Here is a 15,188-nt window from a genome sequence, read left to right as displayed (position 1 = left end):
CGATAGCGGGATACTGGAAAAGGTATTAGGCATGCAGAAAGAAAAACTTTCCGCTTTAATGGATGGTGAAACGCTGGACAGTGAGCTGCTCAACGAGCTCTCTCACTCTCCCGAGATGCAAAAGACCTGGGAGAGTTACCATCTCATCCGCGACTCTATGCGCGGTGATACGGGCGATGTTCTCCATTTCGATATCTCTGCCCGCGTAATGGCGGCAATTGAGAACGAGCCTGTACATCAGACCACTCCGCTGATTCCTGAAGCCCAACCTGCGCCGCATCAATGGCAGAAGATGCCATTCTGGAAAAAAGTGCGTCCGTGGGCCAGTCAACTCACCCAAATGGGTGTGGCTGCATGCGTATCGCTTGCAGTTATCGTTGGCGTCCAGCACTATAACGGTCAATCAGAAGCTAACCAGCAGCCTGAAGCGCCAGTGTTCAACACACTGCCGATGATGGGTAAAGCAAGTCCGGTTAGTTTGGGTGTGCCAGCCGCCGATGCATCAGTCAGCCCGGGCCAGCAACAGCAGGTTCAGGAACAGCGTCGTCGCATTAATGCGATGCTGCAGGACTATGAGTTGCAGCGTCGTCTGCACTCTGAGCAGCTCCAGTTTGAGCAGGCACAGACCCAGCAGGCTGGTGTGCAAGTGCCAGGAAACCAAACTTTAGGAACGCAATCGCAGTAATGAAGCAACTTTGGTGCGCCATGTCCTTAGTGGCGGGTAGCCTGTTCTTCTCTGCCAACGCCTCGGCTGATTTATCGTCCGGGGCGTTGTTGCAGCAGATGAATATGGCGAGCCAGTCACTCAACTACGAGTTGGCCTTTATCAGTATCAACAAGCAGGGTGTAGAGTCGTTACGCTACCGCCATGCCCGACTTGATAACCAGCCGCTCGCCCAGCTTTTACAACTCGACGGCCCGCGCCGTGAAGTTGTTCAGCGCGGCAATGAAATCAGCTATTTCGAGCCAGGCCTTGAGCCGTTTACGCTCAATGGTGATTACATTGTCGATTCGCTTCCGGCTCTCATCTATACCGATTTTAAACGTCTGTCCCCATACTACGATTTCATCTCCGTTGGCCGCACGCGTATCGCGGACCGGCTGTGCGAAGTGATTCGCGTCGTGGCGAGAGACGGCACGCGTTACAGCTACATCGTGTGGATGGATGCGGAAAGCAAGCTCCCTATGCGCGTCGATCTGCTTGATCGTGACGGCGAAACGCTGGAACAGTTCCGCGTCATCTCCTTCACGGTGGATGGTCAGGTGGGCAACAGCATGCAGAATCTGGCGAAAGCGAGCCTACCGCCGCTGCTGTCAGTACCCGCGGGCGATACGGTGAATTTTAACTGGGTGCCATCCTGGATCCCGCAAGGGTTCAGCGAAATCTCCAGCAGCCGTCGCCAGTTGCCGACCATTGAAACGCCGGTTGAGTCTCGTCTCTATTCTGATGGCCTGTTCAGCTTCTCGGTGAATATCAACCGCGCGACGGCGAACAGTAGCGATCAAATGCTGCGCACCGGCCGTCGGACCGTGAGCACCACTGTGCGCGACAACGCCGAGATCACCATTGTGGGTGAACTTCCCCCGCAAACGGCGAAGCGCATTGCTGACAGCATTAAATTCAGGACCGCACAATGATTAAAGAATGGGCCACCGTGGTCTCATGGCAAAATGGCGTCGCGCTGGTGAGCTGTGACGTGAAAGCGTCTTGCAACAGCTGCGCCTCCCGCGCAGGGTGCGGCAGCCGCGTGCTTAATAAGTTAGGGCCGCAAACATCGCACACGATCTCTGTGCCGAGCGAACAGCCGTTGACCGTCGGTCAAAAGGTCGAGCTGGGCATTGCCGAAGGCAGCCTGTTAGGTTCCGCGATGCTGGTGTATCTCTCGCCGCTGGTGGGCTTGTTTGTGGTGGCCGGAATTTTCCAGATGCTGTTTGGCACCGATCTCGCGGCGATGAGCGGCGGAGCACTCGGTGGCGTGGGCGGTTTTATGCTGGCGCGCGGCTTTTCTCATAAGCTCGCACAGAAAGAAGCCTGGCAGCCCATTATCCTCAGCGTGGGGCTCCCGCCGGACATGCTTCGTGTTGAAACGCTCTCTTCAGAAGCCCGGTAATTCATCGGGCTTTATCTTTATTTACATCCCTGAAAAGAAAACGTCCTTCCTTGACGCTATGCTTGGCTTGAAGAGCATTTCCTGGTGACGAAGATGTAGTGTAGAATGCTGCGTTTTCGCACTGAAAAACGTCAGGCTAAGAACAGCGGCCTCCAGGAATTCGTAAGGCATAATTATTTAACTATATGAAGAACATACGTAACTTTTCGATCATTGCTCACATTGACCACGGTAAGTCGACGCTGTCTGACCGTATTATCCAGATTTGCGGTGGCCTGTCTGATCGTGAAATGGAAGCCCAGGTACTGGACTCCATGGACCTGGAACGCGAACGTGGTATTACCATCAAAGCGCAGAGCGTGACGCTCGACTACAAAGCCCTTGATGGTGAAACCTATCAACTGAATTTCATCGACACCCCAGGCCACGTTGACTTCTCCTATGAAGTTTCTCGTTCGCTGGCGGCCTGCGAAGGCGCGCTGCTGGTGGTCGATGCCGGGCAGGGCGTAGAAGCTCAGACCCTGGCGAACTGCTACACCGCGATGGAAATGGATCTCGAAGTGGTGCCGGTTCTGAACAAAATCGACCTGCCCGCCGCCGATCCTGAGCGCGTAGCGGAAGAGATTGAAGACATCGTCGGCATCGATGCCGCTGATGCCGTGCGCTGCTCCGCGAAAACCGGTGTAGGTGTACCTGATGTGCTGGAACGCCTGGTGCGTGATATCCCGGCACCAGAAGGCGACGCGGATGCGCCGCTGCAGGCACTGATCATCGACTCATGGTTCGATAACTACCTTGGCGTTGTCTCCCTGGTCCGTATTAAAAACGGCACCATGCGTAAAGGCGACAAAATCAAAGTGATGAGTACCGGTCAGGTATACAACGCTGACCGTCTGGGCATCTTCACGCCGAAACAGGTTGACCGTACCGAACTGAAATGCGGCGAAGTAGGCTGGCTGGTATGTGCGATCAAAGACATTCTGGGCGCGCCAGTGGGCGATACTCTGACTCAGGCACGTAATCCGGCAGACAAAGCGCTCCCGGGCTTCAAAAAAGTGAAGCCACAGGTTTATGCGGGTCTGTTCCCGGTCAGCTCTGACGATTATGAAAACTTCCGTGACGCGCTTGGCAAGCTGAGTCTGAACGATGCTTCCCTGTTCTATGAACCAGAAAGCTCTACCGCGCTGGGCTTCGGCTTCCGCTGTGGCTTCCTGGGTCTGCTGCACATGGAGATCATTCAGGAACGTCTGGAGCGTGAATACGATCTGGATCTGATCACCACGGCACCGACCGTAGTGTATGAAGTTCAGACCACCAGCAAAGAGGTTATCTATGTCGATAGCCCGTCCAAGCTGCCGCCACTGAACAACATTGAAGAGCTGCGTGAGCCAATCGCGGAATGTCACATGCTGCTGCCGCAGGAGTTCCTCGGTAACGTCATTACGCTCTGTATCGAGAAGCGTGGCGTGCAGACCAACATGGTTTACCACGGTAACCAGGTGGCGCTGACCTATGAAATCCCGATGGCGGAAGTGGTGCTCGACTTCTTCGACCGTCTGAAGTCCACCTCTCGTGGCTATGCGTCACTGGACTACAACTTCAAACGTTTCCAGGCGTCCAACATGGTGCGTGTGGATGTGCTGATCAACGGCGATCGCGTGGATGCGCTGGCGCTGATCACCCATAACGATAACGCCCCGTACCGTGGCCGCGAACTGGTCGAGAAAATGAAAGAGCTGATCCCGCGTCAGCAATTTGATATCGCGATCCAGGCTGCCATTGGCAACCACATTATTGCCCGCTCAACGGTGAAACAGCTGCGTAAAAACGTCCTGGCGAAATGCTACGGCGGTGACGTCAGCCGTAAGAAGAAACTGTTGCAGAAACAGAAAGATGGTAAGAAACGTATGAAGCAGGTCGGTAACGTCGAACTGCCGCAGGAAGCGTTCCTGGCCATTCTGCACGTGGGCAAAGACGGAAAATAATCCTTAAGGAGTTGGCATGGCGAACATGTTTGCCCTGATCCTGGTCATTGCGACCCTGGTAACGGGGCTGTTGTGGTGTCTGGATAAGTTTATCTTTGCCCCGAAACGTCGCGAACGTCAGTCTGTGACGGGTGAACAGCTGGATGCGAAAACCCTGAAGAAAGTCGGCCCGAAACCGGGCTGGCTGGAAACCGGTGCTTCCGTCTTCCCGGTGCTGGCGATTGTTCTGGTGGTGCGTTCATTTATCTATGAACCTTTCCAGATCCCGTCCGGTTCGATGATGCCAACGCTTCTGATTGGCGATTTTATTCTGGTCGAGAAATTTGCCTACGGCATTAAAGATCCGATCTACCAGAAAACGCTCATCGAAACTGGTCATCCTAAACGCGGCGATATCGTGGTCTTCAAATACCCGGAAGATCCGCGTCTGGACTACATCAAACGTGCCGTCGGCTTGCCGGGCGACAAAGTGAGCTACGATCCTGTGGCGAAAGAAGTGACCGTTCAGCCTGGCTGTAGCTCCGGTACGGCGTGTGAAAACGCGCTGCCGATCACCTACTCCAACGTTGAGCCAAGCGACTTCGTGCAGACCTTTGCCCGTCGTAACGGCGGGGAAGCGACCAGCGGTTTCTTCCAGCTGCCGAAAGGCGAAACCAAAGAGAACGGGATCCGTCTGGTTGAGCGTAAAGAGACCCTGGGCGACGTGACGCACCGTATTTTGACAGTGCCGATCGCGCAGGATCAGCTGGGTATGTACTACCAGCAGCCAGGCCAGCAGCTCGCCACCTGGATTGTTCCGCCAGGACATTACTTTATGATGGGTGATAACCGCGATAACTCCGCGGACAGCCGTTACTGGGGCTTTGTTCCGGAAGCCAATCTGGTCGGTAAAGCGACCGCAATCTGGATGAGCTTCGAGAAGCAGGAAGGGGAGTGGCCGACCGGTGTTCGTCTGAATCGTATCGGCGCAATCCATTAATTCCTGATATTTGCACACGTAACCCTCTTAAATGAGGGTTACGTGAATTATTTAAGAGATAATCTCTCCTGGCTAACGACATACCCTGTCGTTGTGTATAGAATATTCCCCCGAAGTTTAAGGTTGGCGCTGACTCAGTGCCACGGCACACGAAACCGCGTTGGTCTTATCAGGTCGGTTTCGTGTGCTGCATTTTTGACGCATTCATTTACTGGTATCGCATGAACCCCATCGTAATTAATCGGCTTCAACGGAAGCTGGGCTACACTTTTCAGCATCAGGAGTTGTTGCAACAGGCATTAACCCACCGCAGTGCCAGCAGCAAACACAATGAGCGCCTCGAGTTTCTGGGTGACTCCATTTTAAGTTACGTGATCGCCAACGCGCTTTATCACCGCTTCCCTCGTGTGGATGAAGGTGATATGAGCCGTATGCGCGCCACGCTGGTGCGCGGCAATACGCTTGCCGAAATTGCACGTGAGTTTGAACTGGGCGAATGCCTGCGACTCGGGCCGGGTGAACTGAAAAGCGGTGGTTTTCGCCGTGAATCTATCCTCGCGGATACTGTCGAAGCATTAATCGGTGGTGTTTTCCTCGACAGCGATATTCAGACGGTTGAGCAACTCATTCTGAACTGGTATCAAACGCGTCTGGACGAAATTAGCCCGGGCGATAAACAAAAAGATCCTAAAACTCGTTTGCAGGAATATCTGCAGGGTCGCCACCTTCCTCTGCCATCCTATCTGGTGGTGCAGGTTCGCGGCGAAGCACACGATCAGGAATTTACCATCCATTGCCAGGTTAGCGGCCTGAGTGAACCGGTGGTTGGCACAGGTTCAAGCCGTCGTAAGGCGGAACAGGCTGCCGCCGAACAGGCGTTAAAAATGCTGGAGCTGGAATGAGCGAAGAAAAGAGTTACTGCGGTTTTGTTGCCATCGTCGGACGTCCGAACGTTGGCAAATCAACGCTGCTGAATAATCTGCTTGGGCAGAAAATTTCTATTACGTCCCGTAAGGCGCAAACCACGCGTCACCGTATCGTCGGTATTCATACCGAAGGCCCATATCAGGCGATTTACGTCGATACCCCAGGCCTGCATATGGAAGAGAAGCGCGCGATCAACCGCCTGATGAACAAAGCGGCGAGCAGCTCTATCGGTGATGTGGAACTGATCATCTTCGTGGTTGAAGGCACCCGCTGGACGCCGGACGACGAGATGGTGCTGAACAAACTGCGCGACGGCAAATCGCCGGTTATTCTTGCGGTCAACAAAGTTGACAACGTGCAGGAAAAAGCCGATCTGCTGCCGCACCTGCAGTTCCTTGCAAGCCAGATGAACTTCCTCGACATCGTGCCGCTGTCCGCAGAAACGGGAATGAACGTCGACACCATCGCCGGTATCGTGCGTAAACATCTCCCGGAAGCGATTCATCACTTCCCGGAAGATTACATCACCGACCGTTCCCAGCGCTTTATGGCCTCTGAAATCATCCGTGAAAAACTGATGCGTTTCCTCGGGGCAGAACTGCCGTACTCCGTGACTGTGGAAATCGAACGTTTCCAGACGAACGAGCGCGGCGGTTACGACATCAACGGGCTGATCCTCGTTGAGCGTGAAGGTCAGAAGAAGATGGTGATCGGCAACAAAGGCGCCAAAATCAAAACCATCGGCATCGAAGCGCGTAAAGACATGCAGGAGATGTTCGAAGCACCGGTTCACCTTGAGCTGTGGGTGAAGGTGAAATCCGGCTGGGCTGATGACGAGCGCGCATTGCGTAGTCTCGGTTACGGCGACGACGTATAAGACAACGAACATGACTGAAGGCTGGCAGCGCGCATTCGTCTTGCACAGCCGTCCGTGGAGCGAAACCAGCCTGATGCTGGACGTCTTCACGGAAGAATCGGGTCGCGTGCGCCTTGTCGCAAAAGGCGCACGCTCCAAACGCTCTAACCTGAAGGGGGCATTACAACCCTTCACCCCGCTGCTGGTTCGCTTCGGTGGACGCGGTGAAGTCAAAACCCTGCGCAGTGCCGAAGCCGTCTCCCTGGCGCTTCCTCTGTCGGGTGTCACGCTCTATAGCGGTCTGTACGTCAACGAACTCATCTCCCGTGTTCTTGAACACGAAACCCGCTTCTCTGAACTCTTTTTCGATTATCTCCACTGCATCCAGGCGCTGGCTGGCGCAACGGGCACGCCCGAACCCGCATTACGTCGCTTCGAGCTGGCGCTGCTCGGCCATCTTGGCTATGGCGTGGATTTTCTCCATTGCGCGGGGAGCGGCGAATCCGTGGATGACGCCATGACCTACCGCTATCGGGAAGAGAAGGGATTTATTGCCAGCGTGGTGATTGATAACACGACGTTCACCGGGCGGCATCTCAGGGCGCTGTATGAACGAGAATTTCCTGACCAGGATACCTTACGCGCGGCAAAACGCTTTACCCGAATTGCCCTCAAGCCGTATCTTGGTGGTAAGCCTTTAAAGAGTCGCGAATTATTCAGGCAGTTTGTGCCAAAGCGTTAACGAACAATGAGAAAACCGAGGATTGTCATGGCTGAATTACTGTTAGGCGTCAACATCGATCACATTGCCACGCTGCGTAACGCGCGAGGCACTGCTTATCCTGATCCGGTTCAGGCGGCATTTATCGCCGAGCAGGCTGGCGCTGACGGCATTACCGTTCATCTGCGTGAAGACCGCCGCCACATCACCGATCGCGACGTTCGTATCCTGCGCCAGACGCTGGATACGCGTATGAATCTGGAGATGGCGGTGACGGAAGAGATGCTGGCGATCGCCTGCGAAACCCAGCCGCATTTCTGCTGCCTGGTGCCAGAGAAACGTCAGGAAGTGACCACCGAAGGCGGGCTGGATGTCGCCGGTCAGCGTGACAAAATGACCGATGCCTGCAAATGCCTCGCCGATGCGGGTATCCTGGTCTCCCTGTTTATTGACGCTGATTTCGAGCAGATCAAAGCCGCAGCCGACGTCGGTGCACCGTACATCGAAATTCACACCGGCTGTTACGCGGACGCGAAAGATGAAGCCACCCAGGCCAAAGAGCTCGATCGTATTGCCAAAGCGGCCACCTACGCGGCGAGCCTCGGTCTGAAGGTCAACGCCGGTCACGGTCTGACCTATCACAACGTCAAAGCGATCGCTGAAATTCCGGAAATGCACGAGCTGAATATCGGCCATGCGATTATCGGGCGCGCAGTGATGAGCGGTCTGAAAGAGGCCGTTGCCGAAATGAAACGCCTGATGCTGGAAGCGCGTCAGTAATGGCGATTCTTGGCTTAGGTACGGATATCGTTGAAATTTCCCGCATCGAAGCGGTGATCGCCCGTAGCGGCGATCGCCTTGCCAGACGGGTGCTCAGCGACAACGAATGGGCCATCTGGGAAGCGCACCAACAGCCGGTGCGTTTTCTGGCGAAGCGCTTTGCGGTCAAAGAAGCCGCCGCAAAAGCGTTCGGCACCGGGATTCGTAATGGACTGGCGTTTAATCAGTTTGAAGTGTTTAACGATGAGCTGGGCAAACCCCGTCTGCGGTTATGGGGCGAGGCGCAAAAACTGGCTGAAAAACTCGGTGTGAATCACATGCACGTTACGCTGGCTGACGAACGTCATTACGCCTGCGCCACGGTAATCATTGAAAGTTAGACTTTGTCCGCGTGGTGCATGAGTACGAACTTATCCCACAGCTGTTCTTCTGATTCGGCGTGCGCCGGATCTTTCAGAATGGTATTGGGAATAGGGCAGACTTTCTGGCAGGTCGGCGTTTCGTAATGGCCGATGCACTCGGTGCAGCGGTCGCTGTTAATCTCATAGATGCTGTCACCCATCGAAATTGCCTCATTAGGGCATTCGGGTTCGCACATATCGCAATTGATGCATTTTTTGGTGATTAACAGCGCCATCAGGAAAATCTCAGAAACATCACAAACAGGGCGGGCATTATACGCTCATTCCCTGTTCAGACCAGTTTTTTTACCAGCTCCTCACTGTGACGAATGCGCTCTGGCGCATGCTCAAGATCCTGCTGGACCAGCGCCACGAACAGCAAATCCGTCAGCATCATCTGCGCGCTGGTGGAGGAAATGGCCGCGCTGCGGGTGGCCTGTTCCTCGGCGATGGTGTACAGGCATCGCGTAGCCCGCTGCTGCAGCGCATTCGGCGTAAAGCCGGTAATGGCGAGGATTTTCCCCCCAACGCGCAGCGCCTCGTCGGACGCCAGATTGATCTCGCGACGCTCCCCGGAGTAGGAGATGGCTAACAGCAGGTCGTCAGGCGTCATAGCCTGCACGGTAGAGAGCAGGGCGTGCATGTCCTGTTCAACCACCGCGTTATAGCCGATTTTGGTCAGCTTCCAGCCAAAGTTACGCGCCACCAGCCCGGACGCACCAATGCCGGTCAAAATGATCCGCCGCGCGGCGCGCAGCATCCCCACGCTCTCCAGCAATTTCTCTTCACTGTTCACATCCAGCGTGGCGTGCATCGCCGTGACGTTCTCTTTGATCAGTTTTTCGCCGACCAGACGCATCGGATCGTCGCCGCGGATCTGGTTGTGCAGCGGCATAGACTGCGGATTCGGGTTGTTGACCAGCGCTTCGCTGATCGCCAGCTTCAGCGCCGGAAAACCTTTAAAACCAATCTTTTGGGCGAACTTTACCACGCTCGACTGACTCACACCGGCCTCGCTGGCCAACTGCTGAGAACTCAGATGACGCGCACGATCGGGCTGCGCCAGCAGGAAGTCCGCCAGTTTTTTATCGCTCTGGGCAAAGCCCGCGTAACGCTGGCGAATACGAATTAAACAGTTCATACGCCTCCTGGCGAAATGTGATTGCTGCTGCAAAACAGAGTTTTGCTCGCCTGAATGAATTTTATATTCCATTATAGTACGGTTAATATGAATTAAAAATTCCTGAGGTACAAAAGATGAATCTTGGCTCACTCGTTTCCGAAACCCGTAATCCACAAACCATGGATCTCGACGCGCTCTCCACTCTCGACCTTGTTAACCGTTTTAATCAACAGGATACGCTGGTCGCGCTGGCAGTGAAAGAGACATTGCCCGAGGTGGCGAAAGCGGTCGATGCCGCCGCCGCCGCTCTGAAAGCCGGTGGACGCATTATTTACATGGGCGCGGGGACCAGCGGACGTCTCGGCGTGCTGGACGCCTCTGAATGCCCGCCAACCTTCGGTGTGCCGCACGGTCTGGTAGTCGGGCTGATTGCCGGGGGGCCTGGCGCGCTGCTTAAAGCGGTCGAAGGGGCCGAGGACGACAAACAGCTGGGGGCCGACGATCTTATCGCCATCAACCTGACCGAAAACGATCTGGTGGTTGGCCTGGCGGCCTCCGGGCGCACGCCTTATGTCATCGGTGGTCTGGAGTATGCGAACCAGCTGGGCTGCACGACGGTAGCCATCTCATGTAATCCAGGTTCGCCGATTGCTCAGGTGGCGGCCATTGCTATCTCGCCGGTCGTCGGACCGGAAGCCCTGACCGGCTCCACGCGTCTGAAATCAGGCACCGCGCAAAAACTGGTGCTGAACATGATCTCCACGGGCGCGATGGTCAAATTCGGCAAGGTCTACCAGAACCTGATGGTGGACATGAAAGCCACCAACATCAAGCTGGTGGACCGCGCCTGCCGTATGGTCGTTGAAGCCACCGGAGCCAGCCGTGAAGAGGCGGAAGCCGTTCTCCAGCAAACCGACCACGACGTTAAACCGGCCATTCTGATGATTCTGAGCGGACTGGACGCCACAGCGGCGCGAGCAAAACTGGAAGCCCATCAGGGATTCTTGCGCGCGGCATTACAAAACTAACACTGAGGCGTATATGGAAAAAACAGCAGCGCTCGCCAGCGACATCCTGCAGGGGATTGGCGGAGAGAAAAACATTCGCCGTCTCGAAAACTGCATGACGCGCGTGCGGGTCGAAGTTCAGGACGACGATCAGCTCGATCTGGCGCGTCTGAAAAAGCTCTCCGGCGTCAGCGGCTACGTGAAGCAGGGCGCACAGCACCAGCTGATCGTCGGACCGGGCAAAGCCGCGCAGGTCGTCGATGCGATGCGCGCCTTGATGACCGGGGAAAGCGCTGCAGCTTTAAGCGATGTCGATCGCAACAAAGCGCAGGCCAAAGCCAAATACAAAGCCCCAATGAGCGACGCGCTGCGCCAGCTGGCCAACGTCTTTATCCCCCTGATCCCGGCGTTTATCGCCTCGGGTCTGATTACCGGGATCATTAATATCCTCAAGCGCCCGGATATCGTCGGGGATTTTGCGACCCACTATCCAAATATGCTTGGCATTCTGGGCATCTTCGGCAGCGCGGTGTTTGCCATCATGAACATTCTGGTGGGGGTCAACGCGGCGAAAGTCTACGGCGGTTCGATGGCGATGGGCGGCGTGATGGCGGGGATCCTCTCCAGCCCGCAGCTCGCGCAAATCACCCTGTTCGGCGAGGCGCTCCAGCCAGGCCGCGGCGGTGTCATTGCAGTGCTGCTGGTGGTGGCCCTGATGTGCTGGATCGAAAAACGTCTGCGCAACCTGCTGCCGGGCTCGATCGAACTGATCCTCAACCCGCTGCTGACCACGCTTATCACCGGTACTGTCGCGATTGTGGCGCTCCAGCCGCTGGGCGGTCTGATCTCCGAGGCGATTGCTCACGGCGCGACGATGGCTATCGATCGCGGCGGACTGCTGGTCGGTGCCGTACTGTCGGGCACTTTCCTGCCGCTGGTATTAACCGGGCTGCATCAGGGACTGGTGCCGATCCACGTCGAGCTGGTCCAGGCTCACGGCTACAACGCGCTACTACCTATCCTGTCGATGGCGGGGATGGGGCAGGTCGGTGCTGCGGTCGCCATTCTGATGAAAACCCGTAACGAACGTCTGAAAAAAGTGATCAAAGGCGCGATGCCGGTTGGGTTGCTGGGCATCGGCGAGCCGCTGATTTTCGGCGTCACGCTGCCGCTCGGCAAGCCGTTCCTTGCCGCCTGTATCGGTGGCGCTGTGGGTGGCGCGCTGATCAGCTACTGGAAAGTGGCGACGGTTATCACCTTCGGGATCTCCGGTTTACCGCTGGCATTAACCATCGTGACCGGAAAAGTCATGCTCTATCTGTTAGGCTGTTTAGTAGCAGTCATCGCCGGGTTCCTGATGACCTGGCTGTTAGGGTTCAACGATCCAGAGGAGTAAGGTTTGGTTAATCACGAGCGTCGCGTTGTCTTTTTCGATTTGGATGGAACGCTACATCAGCAGGATATGTTTGGCACATTTATGCGCTATCTGTTGCGTCGCCAGCCCCTGAACGCACTGCTCGTGCTGCCACTCCTGCCGGTTATCGGGATTGCGCTGCTGGTGAAAGGGCGCGCGGCGCGCTGGCCCATGAGTCTGCTGTTGTGGGGTTGTACCTTTGGTCACAGCGACGCGCGGCTTAAACAGCTTCAGCAGGATTTTGTCCACTGGTTTCGCGGTCACGTCACCGCGTTTCCGGTGGTTCAGGATCGCCTGACGCAATATCTCAACGCCAACGACGCCGATATCTGGCTGATTACCGGCTCGCCGCAGCCGCTGGTGGAGCAGGTCTATTTCGACACCCCCTGGCTGCCGCGCGTCAATCTGATTGCCACCCAGATGGGCCGCGCTTACGGCGGCTGGGTACTGACGCTGCGCTGTCTGGGCCATGAGAAAGTGGTGCAGCTTGAAAAGAAAATCGGCACGCCGCTGCGTCTTTACAGCGGCTACAGCGACAGCAAGCAGGATAACCCGCTGCTTTATTTCTGCCAGCACCGCTGGCGCGTCACGCCCTCGGGCGAACTTCAGCAACTGGAATAGTGTTAACCATAACGGGTGTGTATAATGCCGCCCGCTTTCCAACTGGAGTACCTTTCGTTGTCTGACCTTGAACTCAACCATGAATACTGGATGCGCCACGCGCTCTCCCTTGCAAAACGCGCCTGGGATGAGGGCGAAGTCCCCGTGGGTGCCGTTCTGGTGCATAACAATCAGGTGATTGGCGAAGGGTGGAACCGTCCGATTGGCCGCCACGATCCGACCGCGCATGCGGAAATCATGGCCCTGCGTCAGGGCGGACTGGTACTGCAGAATTATCGTTTACTCGACACCACGCTGTACGTCACGCTCGAACCCTGCGTGATGTGCTCCGGCGCGATGGTTCACAGCCGCATCGGCACGCTGGTGTACGGCGCGCGGGATGAAAAGACCGGCGCGGCGGGGTCACTGATGGATGTGCTCGGGCACCCGGGCATGAACCACCAGGTGCAGATTATCGGCGGGGTGCTTGCACCAGACTGTTCGGGGCTATTAAGCGATTTCTTTCGAATGCGCCGTCAGCAGAAAAAGCAACAAAAGGCAGAACTGAAGTCGTCGGGTGATTAAGCTCATTCGGTGACACCACCGGATAGCTCTGCGCCAGCTGATTCGCCTCTATCACTTCCTTCTCTTTCTCCAGCAGATACCCTTCCAGGCTTATCTGGTACTTACGGATATTTTCCACATACGCGTAGGCCTCGTGCCCGCGCGCATAGCCGTAGGTGAGTTTGTTATACCAGGGCTTCTGGCTGAGCAGCGGCAGACGCTGTTTAACGTCAGACCAGCTGTCAGGATTACCTTTGGTTTTGGCGGTCAACGCCCGCGCGTCGAGCATGTGCGCGTAACCCATGTTGTACGCCGCCAGCGCAAACCAGATCCGCTCCTCCTCCGGCACCGTCTCCGGCACTTTCGCCATCATATCCTGCAGATAGCGCGCGCCGCCGCTGATGCTCTGTTCCGCATCGGTACGGTCCGTCAGACCGAGGCTTTGCGCCGTGTTCTTGGTGAGCATCATCAGGCCGCGCACGCCGGTCGGGGAAGTCGCCTGCGCGTCCCAGTGGGATTCCTGATAGGAAATCGCCGCCAGCATACGCCAGTCGATCTCCTGGGCGTATTTCTCAAACAACGGCTGGAGATCCGGCAGAACGCTATCCACCGCGCGCAGGAAGCTGCGGGTATCGACGTAATCGAAATCCCCGCCGTGGCCGAGATACTTCTCCTCAAGGCGTGCGAGCGTGCCGTCTTCATTCATCGAATTGAAGAAATCGAGCATCGCGGCGGAGAGGGTTTGATCCTCGTCGAGAGGGCTAAACCAGGTGACGGGCTGTTCGTCGGTCACATCCAGCGCCACCGCAATCTCCGGGTGCACGCGCTGGAACAAGCTGATCGCCACCGAATCGGCGATGGTATACGCCAGCTTTTTATCTTTTACCTGCTCCAGCAGCGCCGTGGTGCCGAGCTTCTCGTCGACCTTCCAGCTGAGATCGGGGAATTTTTTCTCTTTGAGGGAGCGCAGATCCTCAATCACCACATGCCCGGGCGCGATGGTGAGCTGCTGAGCGGTCAGAGTGGCAAGAGTGCGGGGGCGCAAATTGCCGACGCGATAGACCAGCTGCTGCGAAACGGAATAGTAGGTTGGCCCTGGCTGATAGCTTTTGCTGCGCTCGCTGTTATAGACCAGCCCGGCGGCCAGCATATCGGCATCGTCGTTATCCAGGTCGTCAAACAGCTGGCTGATATTCTGGCGAACGGTGATTTTGAGCTTCACGCCCAGGTAGTCGGCAAACTGCTGCGCCAGCTCGTAATCGAGACCGGTGATTTTGCCGTTCACATTGTTGTAGGTCAGCGGAGAGCTGATCGTACTGACGCGCAGCTCCCCCCGCGATTGGATCGCGGCGATACGGTTTTCGGCTTTGCCGAACCAGGGGATAGAAGGCCAGAGGGCCGCTGCCAGCAGCAATGTCACAATGCCGATGAGCAGATAATTAATCTTTAATTTTTTCAATTAGTTAATTCTCTGCGCCGTGCGTTGCCTCAGTGTGCTGTAGCCATGTTGATTATAAGGTTTGCCATTGATTGAGCGGCATTTTGCGCAAACTTGCGTCAGTTGGCAACAAATTAGAGAGACAGGTCACACCGATGGATAAAAAGGCGAGATGATTTTATTTCGACGCAAACGGTTTCGTCGGCGCTCAGGATTCTCTATAATGACGCCCGTTTTCCCCTTGCGCACACTGTAAGCGCCTCAGGCGCTTCGAAGACGAGA

The 15,188-nt window shown here is 56.0% G+C and carries 16 protein-coding genes and 1 pseudogene; 14 read left to right on the top strand and 3 right to left on the bottom strand.

All coding sequences use genetic code 11. From position 1 onward, the window contains the following. The first annotated feature begins 31 nt into the window (after nucleotides 1–31). The 10 genes from rseA to acpS all read left to right on the top strand — a co-directional run bounded on the left by rseA (nucleotide 32) and on the right by acpS (nucleotide 8,739). Complete coding sequence (rseA, locus tag U9O48_RS16545) at nucleotides 32–685, top strand: anti-sigma-E factor RseA (protein WP_095282945.1); 654 nt, start codon at nucleotides 32–34, stop codon at nucleotides 683–685. After that, the gene (rseB, locus tag U9O48_RS16540) at nucleotides 685–1,638 is read left to right on the top strand and encodes a sigma-E factor regulatory protein RseB (protein WP_282494152.1); all 954 of its coding nucleotides are present in this window, start codon (nucleotides 685–687) and stop codon (nucleotides 1,636–1,638) included. The genes rseA and rseB overlap by 1 nt, the downstream gene beginning before the upstream one ends. Continuing rightward, on the top strand, nucleotides 1,635–2,111 hold the full coding sequence (rseC, locus tag U9O48_RS16535) for a SoxR-reducing system protein RseC (protein ID WP_285149771.1): 477 nt from the start codon (nucleotides 1,635–1,637) through the stop codon (nucleotides 2,109–2,111). Before rseB ends, rseC begins: the two co-directional genes overlap by 4 nt. A gap of 185 nt (nucleotides 2,112–2,296) precedes the next feature. Beyond that, the gene (gene lepA / locus U9O48_RS16530; protein ID WP_282494154.1) at nucleotides 2,297–4,096 is read left to right on the top strand and encodes a translation elongation factor 4; all 1,800 of its coding nucleotides are present in this window, start codon (nucleotides 2,297–2,299) and stop codon (nucleotides 4,094–4,096) included. Between the two features lie 16 nt (nucleotides 4,097–4,112). Further along, on the top strand, nucleotides 4,113–5,075 hold the full coding sequence (gene lepB / locus U9O48_RS16525) for a signal peptidase I (protein WP_282494155.1): 963 nt from the start codon (nucleotides 4,113–4,115) through the stop codon (nucleotides 5,073–5,075). 221 nt (nucleotides 5,076–5,296) lie between these two features. Next, entirely contained in the window at nucleotides 5,297–5,977 is a 681-nt protein-coding gene (gene rnc / locus U9O48_RS16520) for a ribonuclease III (RefSeq protein WP_095284345.1), read from the top strand. Next, entirely contained in the window at nucleotides 5,974–6,879 is a 906-nt protein-coding gene (gene era, locus U9O48_RS16515; RefSeq protein ID WP_282494156.1) for a GTPase Era, read from the top strand. The genes rnc and era overlap by 4 nt, the downstream gene beginning before the upstream one ends. Nucleotides 6,880–6,889: 10 nt before the next feature. After that, nucleotides 6,890–7,600, top strand: coding sequence for a DNA repair protein RecO (recO, locus tag U9O48_RS16510; RefSeq protein WP_285149772.1), 711 nt, complete (start codon nucleotides 6,890–6,892; stop codon nucleotides 7,598–7,600). A gap of 27 nt (nucleotides 7,601–7,627) precedes the next feature. Next, entirely contained in the window at nucleotides 7,628–8,359 is a 732-nt protein-coding gene (gene pdxJ, locus U9O48_RS16505; protein ID WP_285149773.1) for a pyridoxine 5'-phosphate synthase, read from the top strand. After that, entirely contained in the window at nucleotides 8,359–8,739 is a 381-nt protein-coding gene (acpS, locus tag U9O48_RS16500; RefSeq protein WP_285146913.1) for a holo-ACP synthase, read from the top strand. The genes pdxJ and acpS overlap by 1 nt, the downstream gene beginning before the upstream one ends. Here acpS and U9O48_RS16495 read toward each other — a convergent pair. Together U9O48_RS16495 and U9O48_RS16490 are read right to left on the bottom strand one after the other, a co-directional pair. After that, nucleotides 8,736–8,996, bottom strand: coding sequence for a YfhL family 4Fe-4S dicluster ferredoxin (locus U9O48_RS16495; RefSeq protein ID WP_015960043.1), 261 nt, complete (start codon nucleotides 8,994–8,996; stop codon nucleotides 8,736–8,738). The two genes, acpS and U9O48_RS16495, sit on opposite strands and share 4 nt — an antisense overlap. A gap of 56 nt (nucleotides 8,997–9,052) precedes the next feature. Continuing rightward, complete coding sequence (locus U9O48_RS16490) at nucleotides 9,053–9,901, bottom strand: MurR/RpiR family transcriptional regulator (RefSeq protein WP_285149774.1); 849 nt, start codon at nucleotides 9,899–9,901, stop codon at nucleotides 9,053–9,055. Between the two features lie 116 nt (nucleotides 9,902–10,017). On the opposite strand from U9O48_RS16490, the gene murQ reads away from it, so the two are divergent. Genes murQ through tadA form a run of 4 tightly spaced genes read left to right on the top strand, consistent with a single transcriptional unit; the run spans nucleotide 10,018 to nucleotide 13,489 of the window. Then, the gene (gene murQ, locus U9O48_RS16485) at nucleotides 10,018–10,911 is read left to right on the top strand and encodes an N-acetylmuramic acid 6-phosphate etherase (RefSeq protein ID WP_282494162.1); all 894 of its coding nucleotides are present in this window, start codon (nucleotides 10,018–10,020) and stop codon (nucleotides 10,909–10,911) included. A gap of 13 nt (nucleotides 10,912–10,924) precedes the next feature. Next, a complete protein-coding gene (locus U9O48_RS16480) occupies nucleotides 10,925–12,286 on the top strand; it encodes a PTS transporter subunit EIIC (RefSeq protein WP_285146911.1) in 1,362 nt (453 codons plus the stop codon). A gap of 3 nt (nucleotides 12,287–12,289) precedes the next feature. Beyond that, nucleotides 12,290–12,925 carry a phosphatidylglycerophosphatase C gene (yfhb, locus tag U9O48_RS16475; RefSeq protein ID WP_285146910.1) on the top strand — a complete coding sequence of 212 codons (636 nt, stop codon included), beginning with the start codon at nucleotides 12,290–12,292 and terminating at the stop codon, nucleotides 12,923–12,925. Nucleotides 12,926–12,949: 24 nt separating this feature from the next. Next, the gene (tadA, locus tag U9O48_RS16470) at nucleotides 12,950–13,489 is read left to right on the top strand and encodes a tRNA adenosine(34) deaminase TadA (RefSeq protein ID WP_282494165.1); all 540 of its coding nucleotides are present in this window, start codon (nucleotides 12,950–12,952) and stop codon (nucleotides 13,487–13,489) included. Here the strand turns inward: tadA and mltF are convergent. Beyond that, nucleotides 13,377–14,942 (bottom strand): annotated as a pseudogene (gene mltF, locus U9O48_RS16465) (membrane-bound lytic murein transglycosylase MltF); the annotation flags it as partial. The gene tadA and the pseudogene mltF overlap by 113 nt on opposite strands. Nucleotides 14,943–15,188 lie beyond the last annotated feature (246 nt).

It is taken from the genome of Lelliottia sp. JS-SCA-14, from assembly GCF_035593345.1.
GTDB classification, from domain to species: domain Bacteria; phylum Pseudomonadota; class Gammaproteobacteria; order Enterobacterales; family Enterobacteriaceae; genus Enterobacter; species Enterobacter wanjuensis.
The sequence above is the reverse complement of the archived record's forward strand: the minus strand, read 5'-3'. Positions and strand labels throughout refer to the sequence as shown.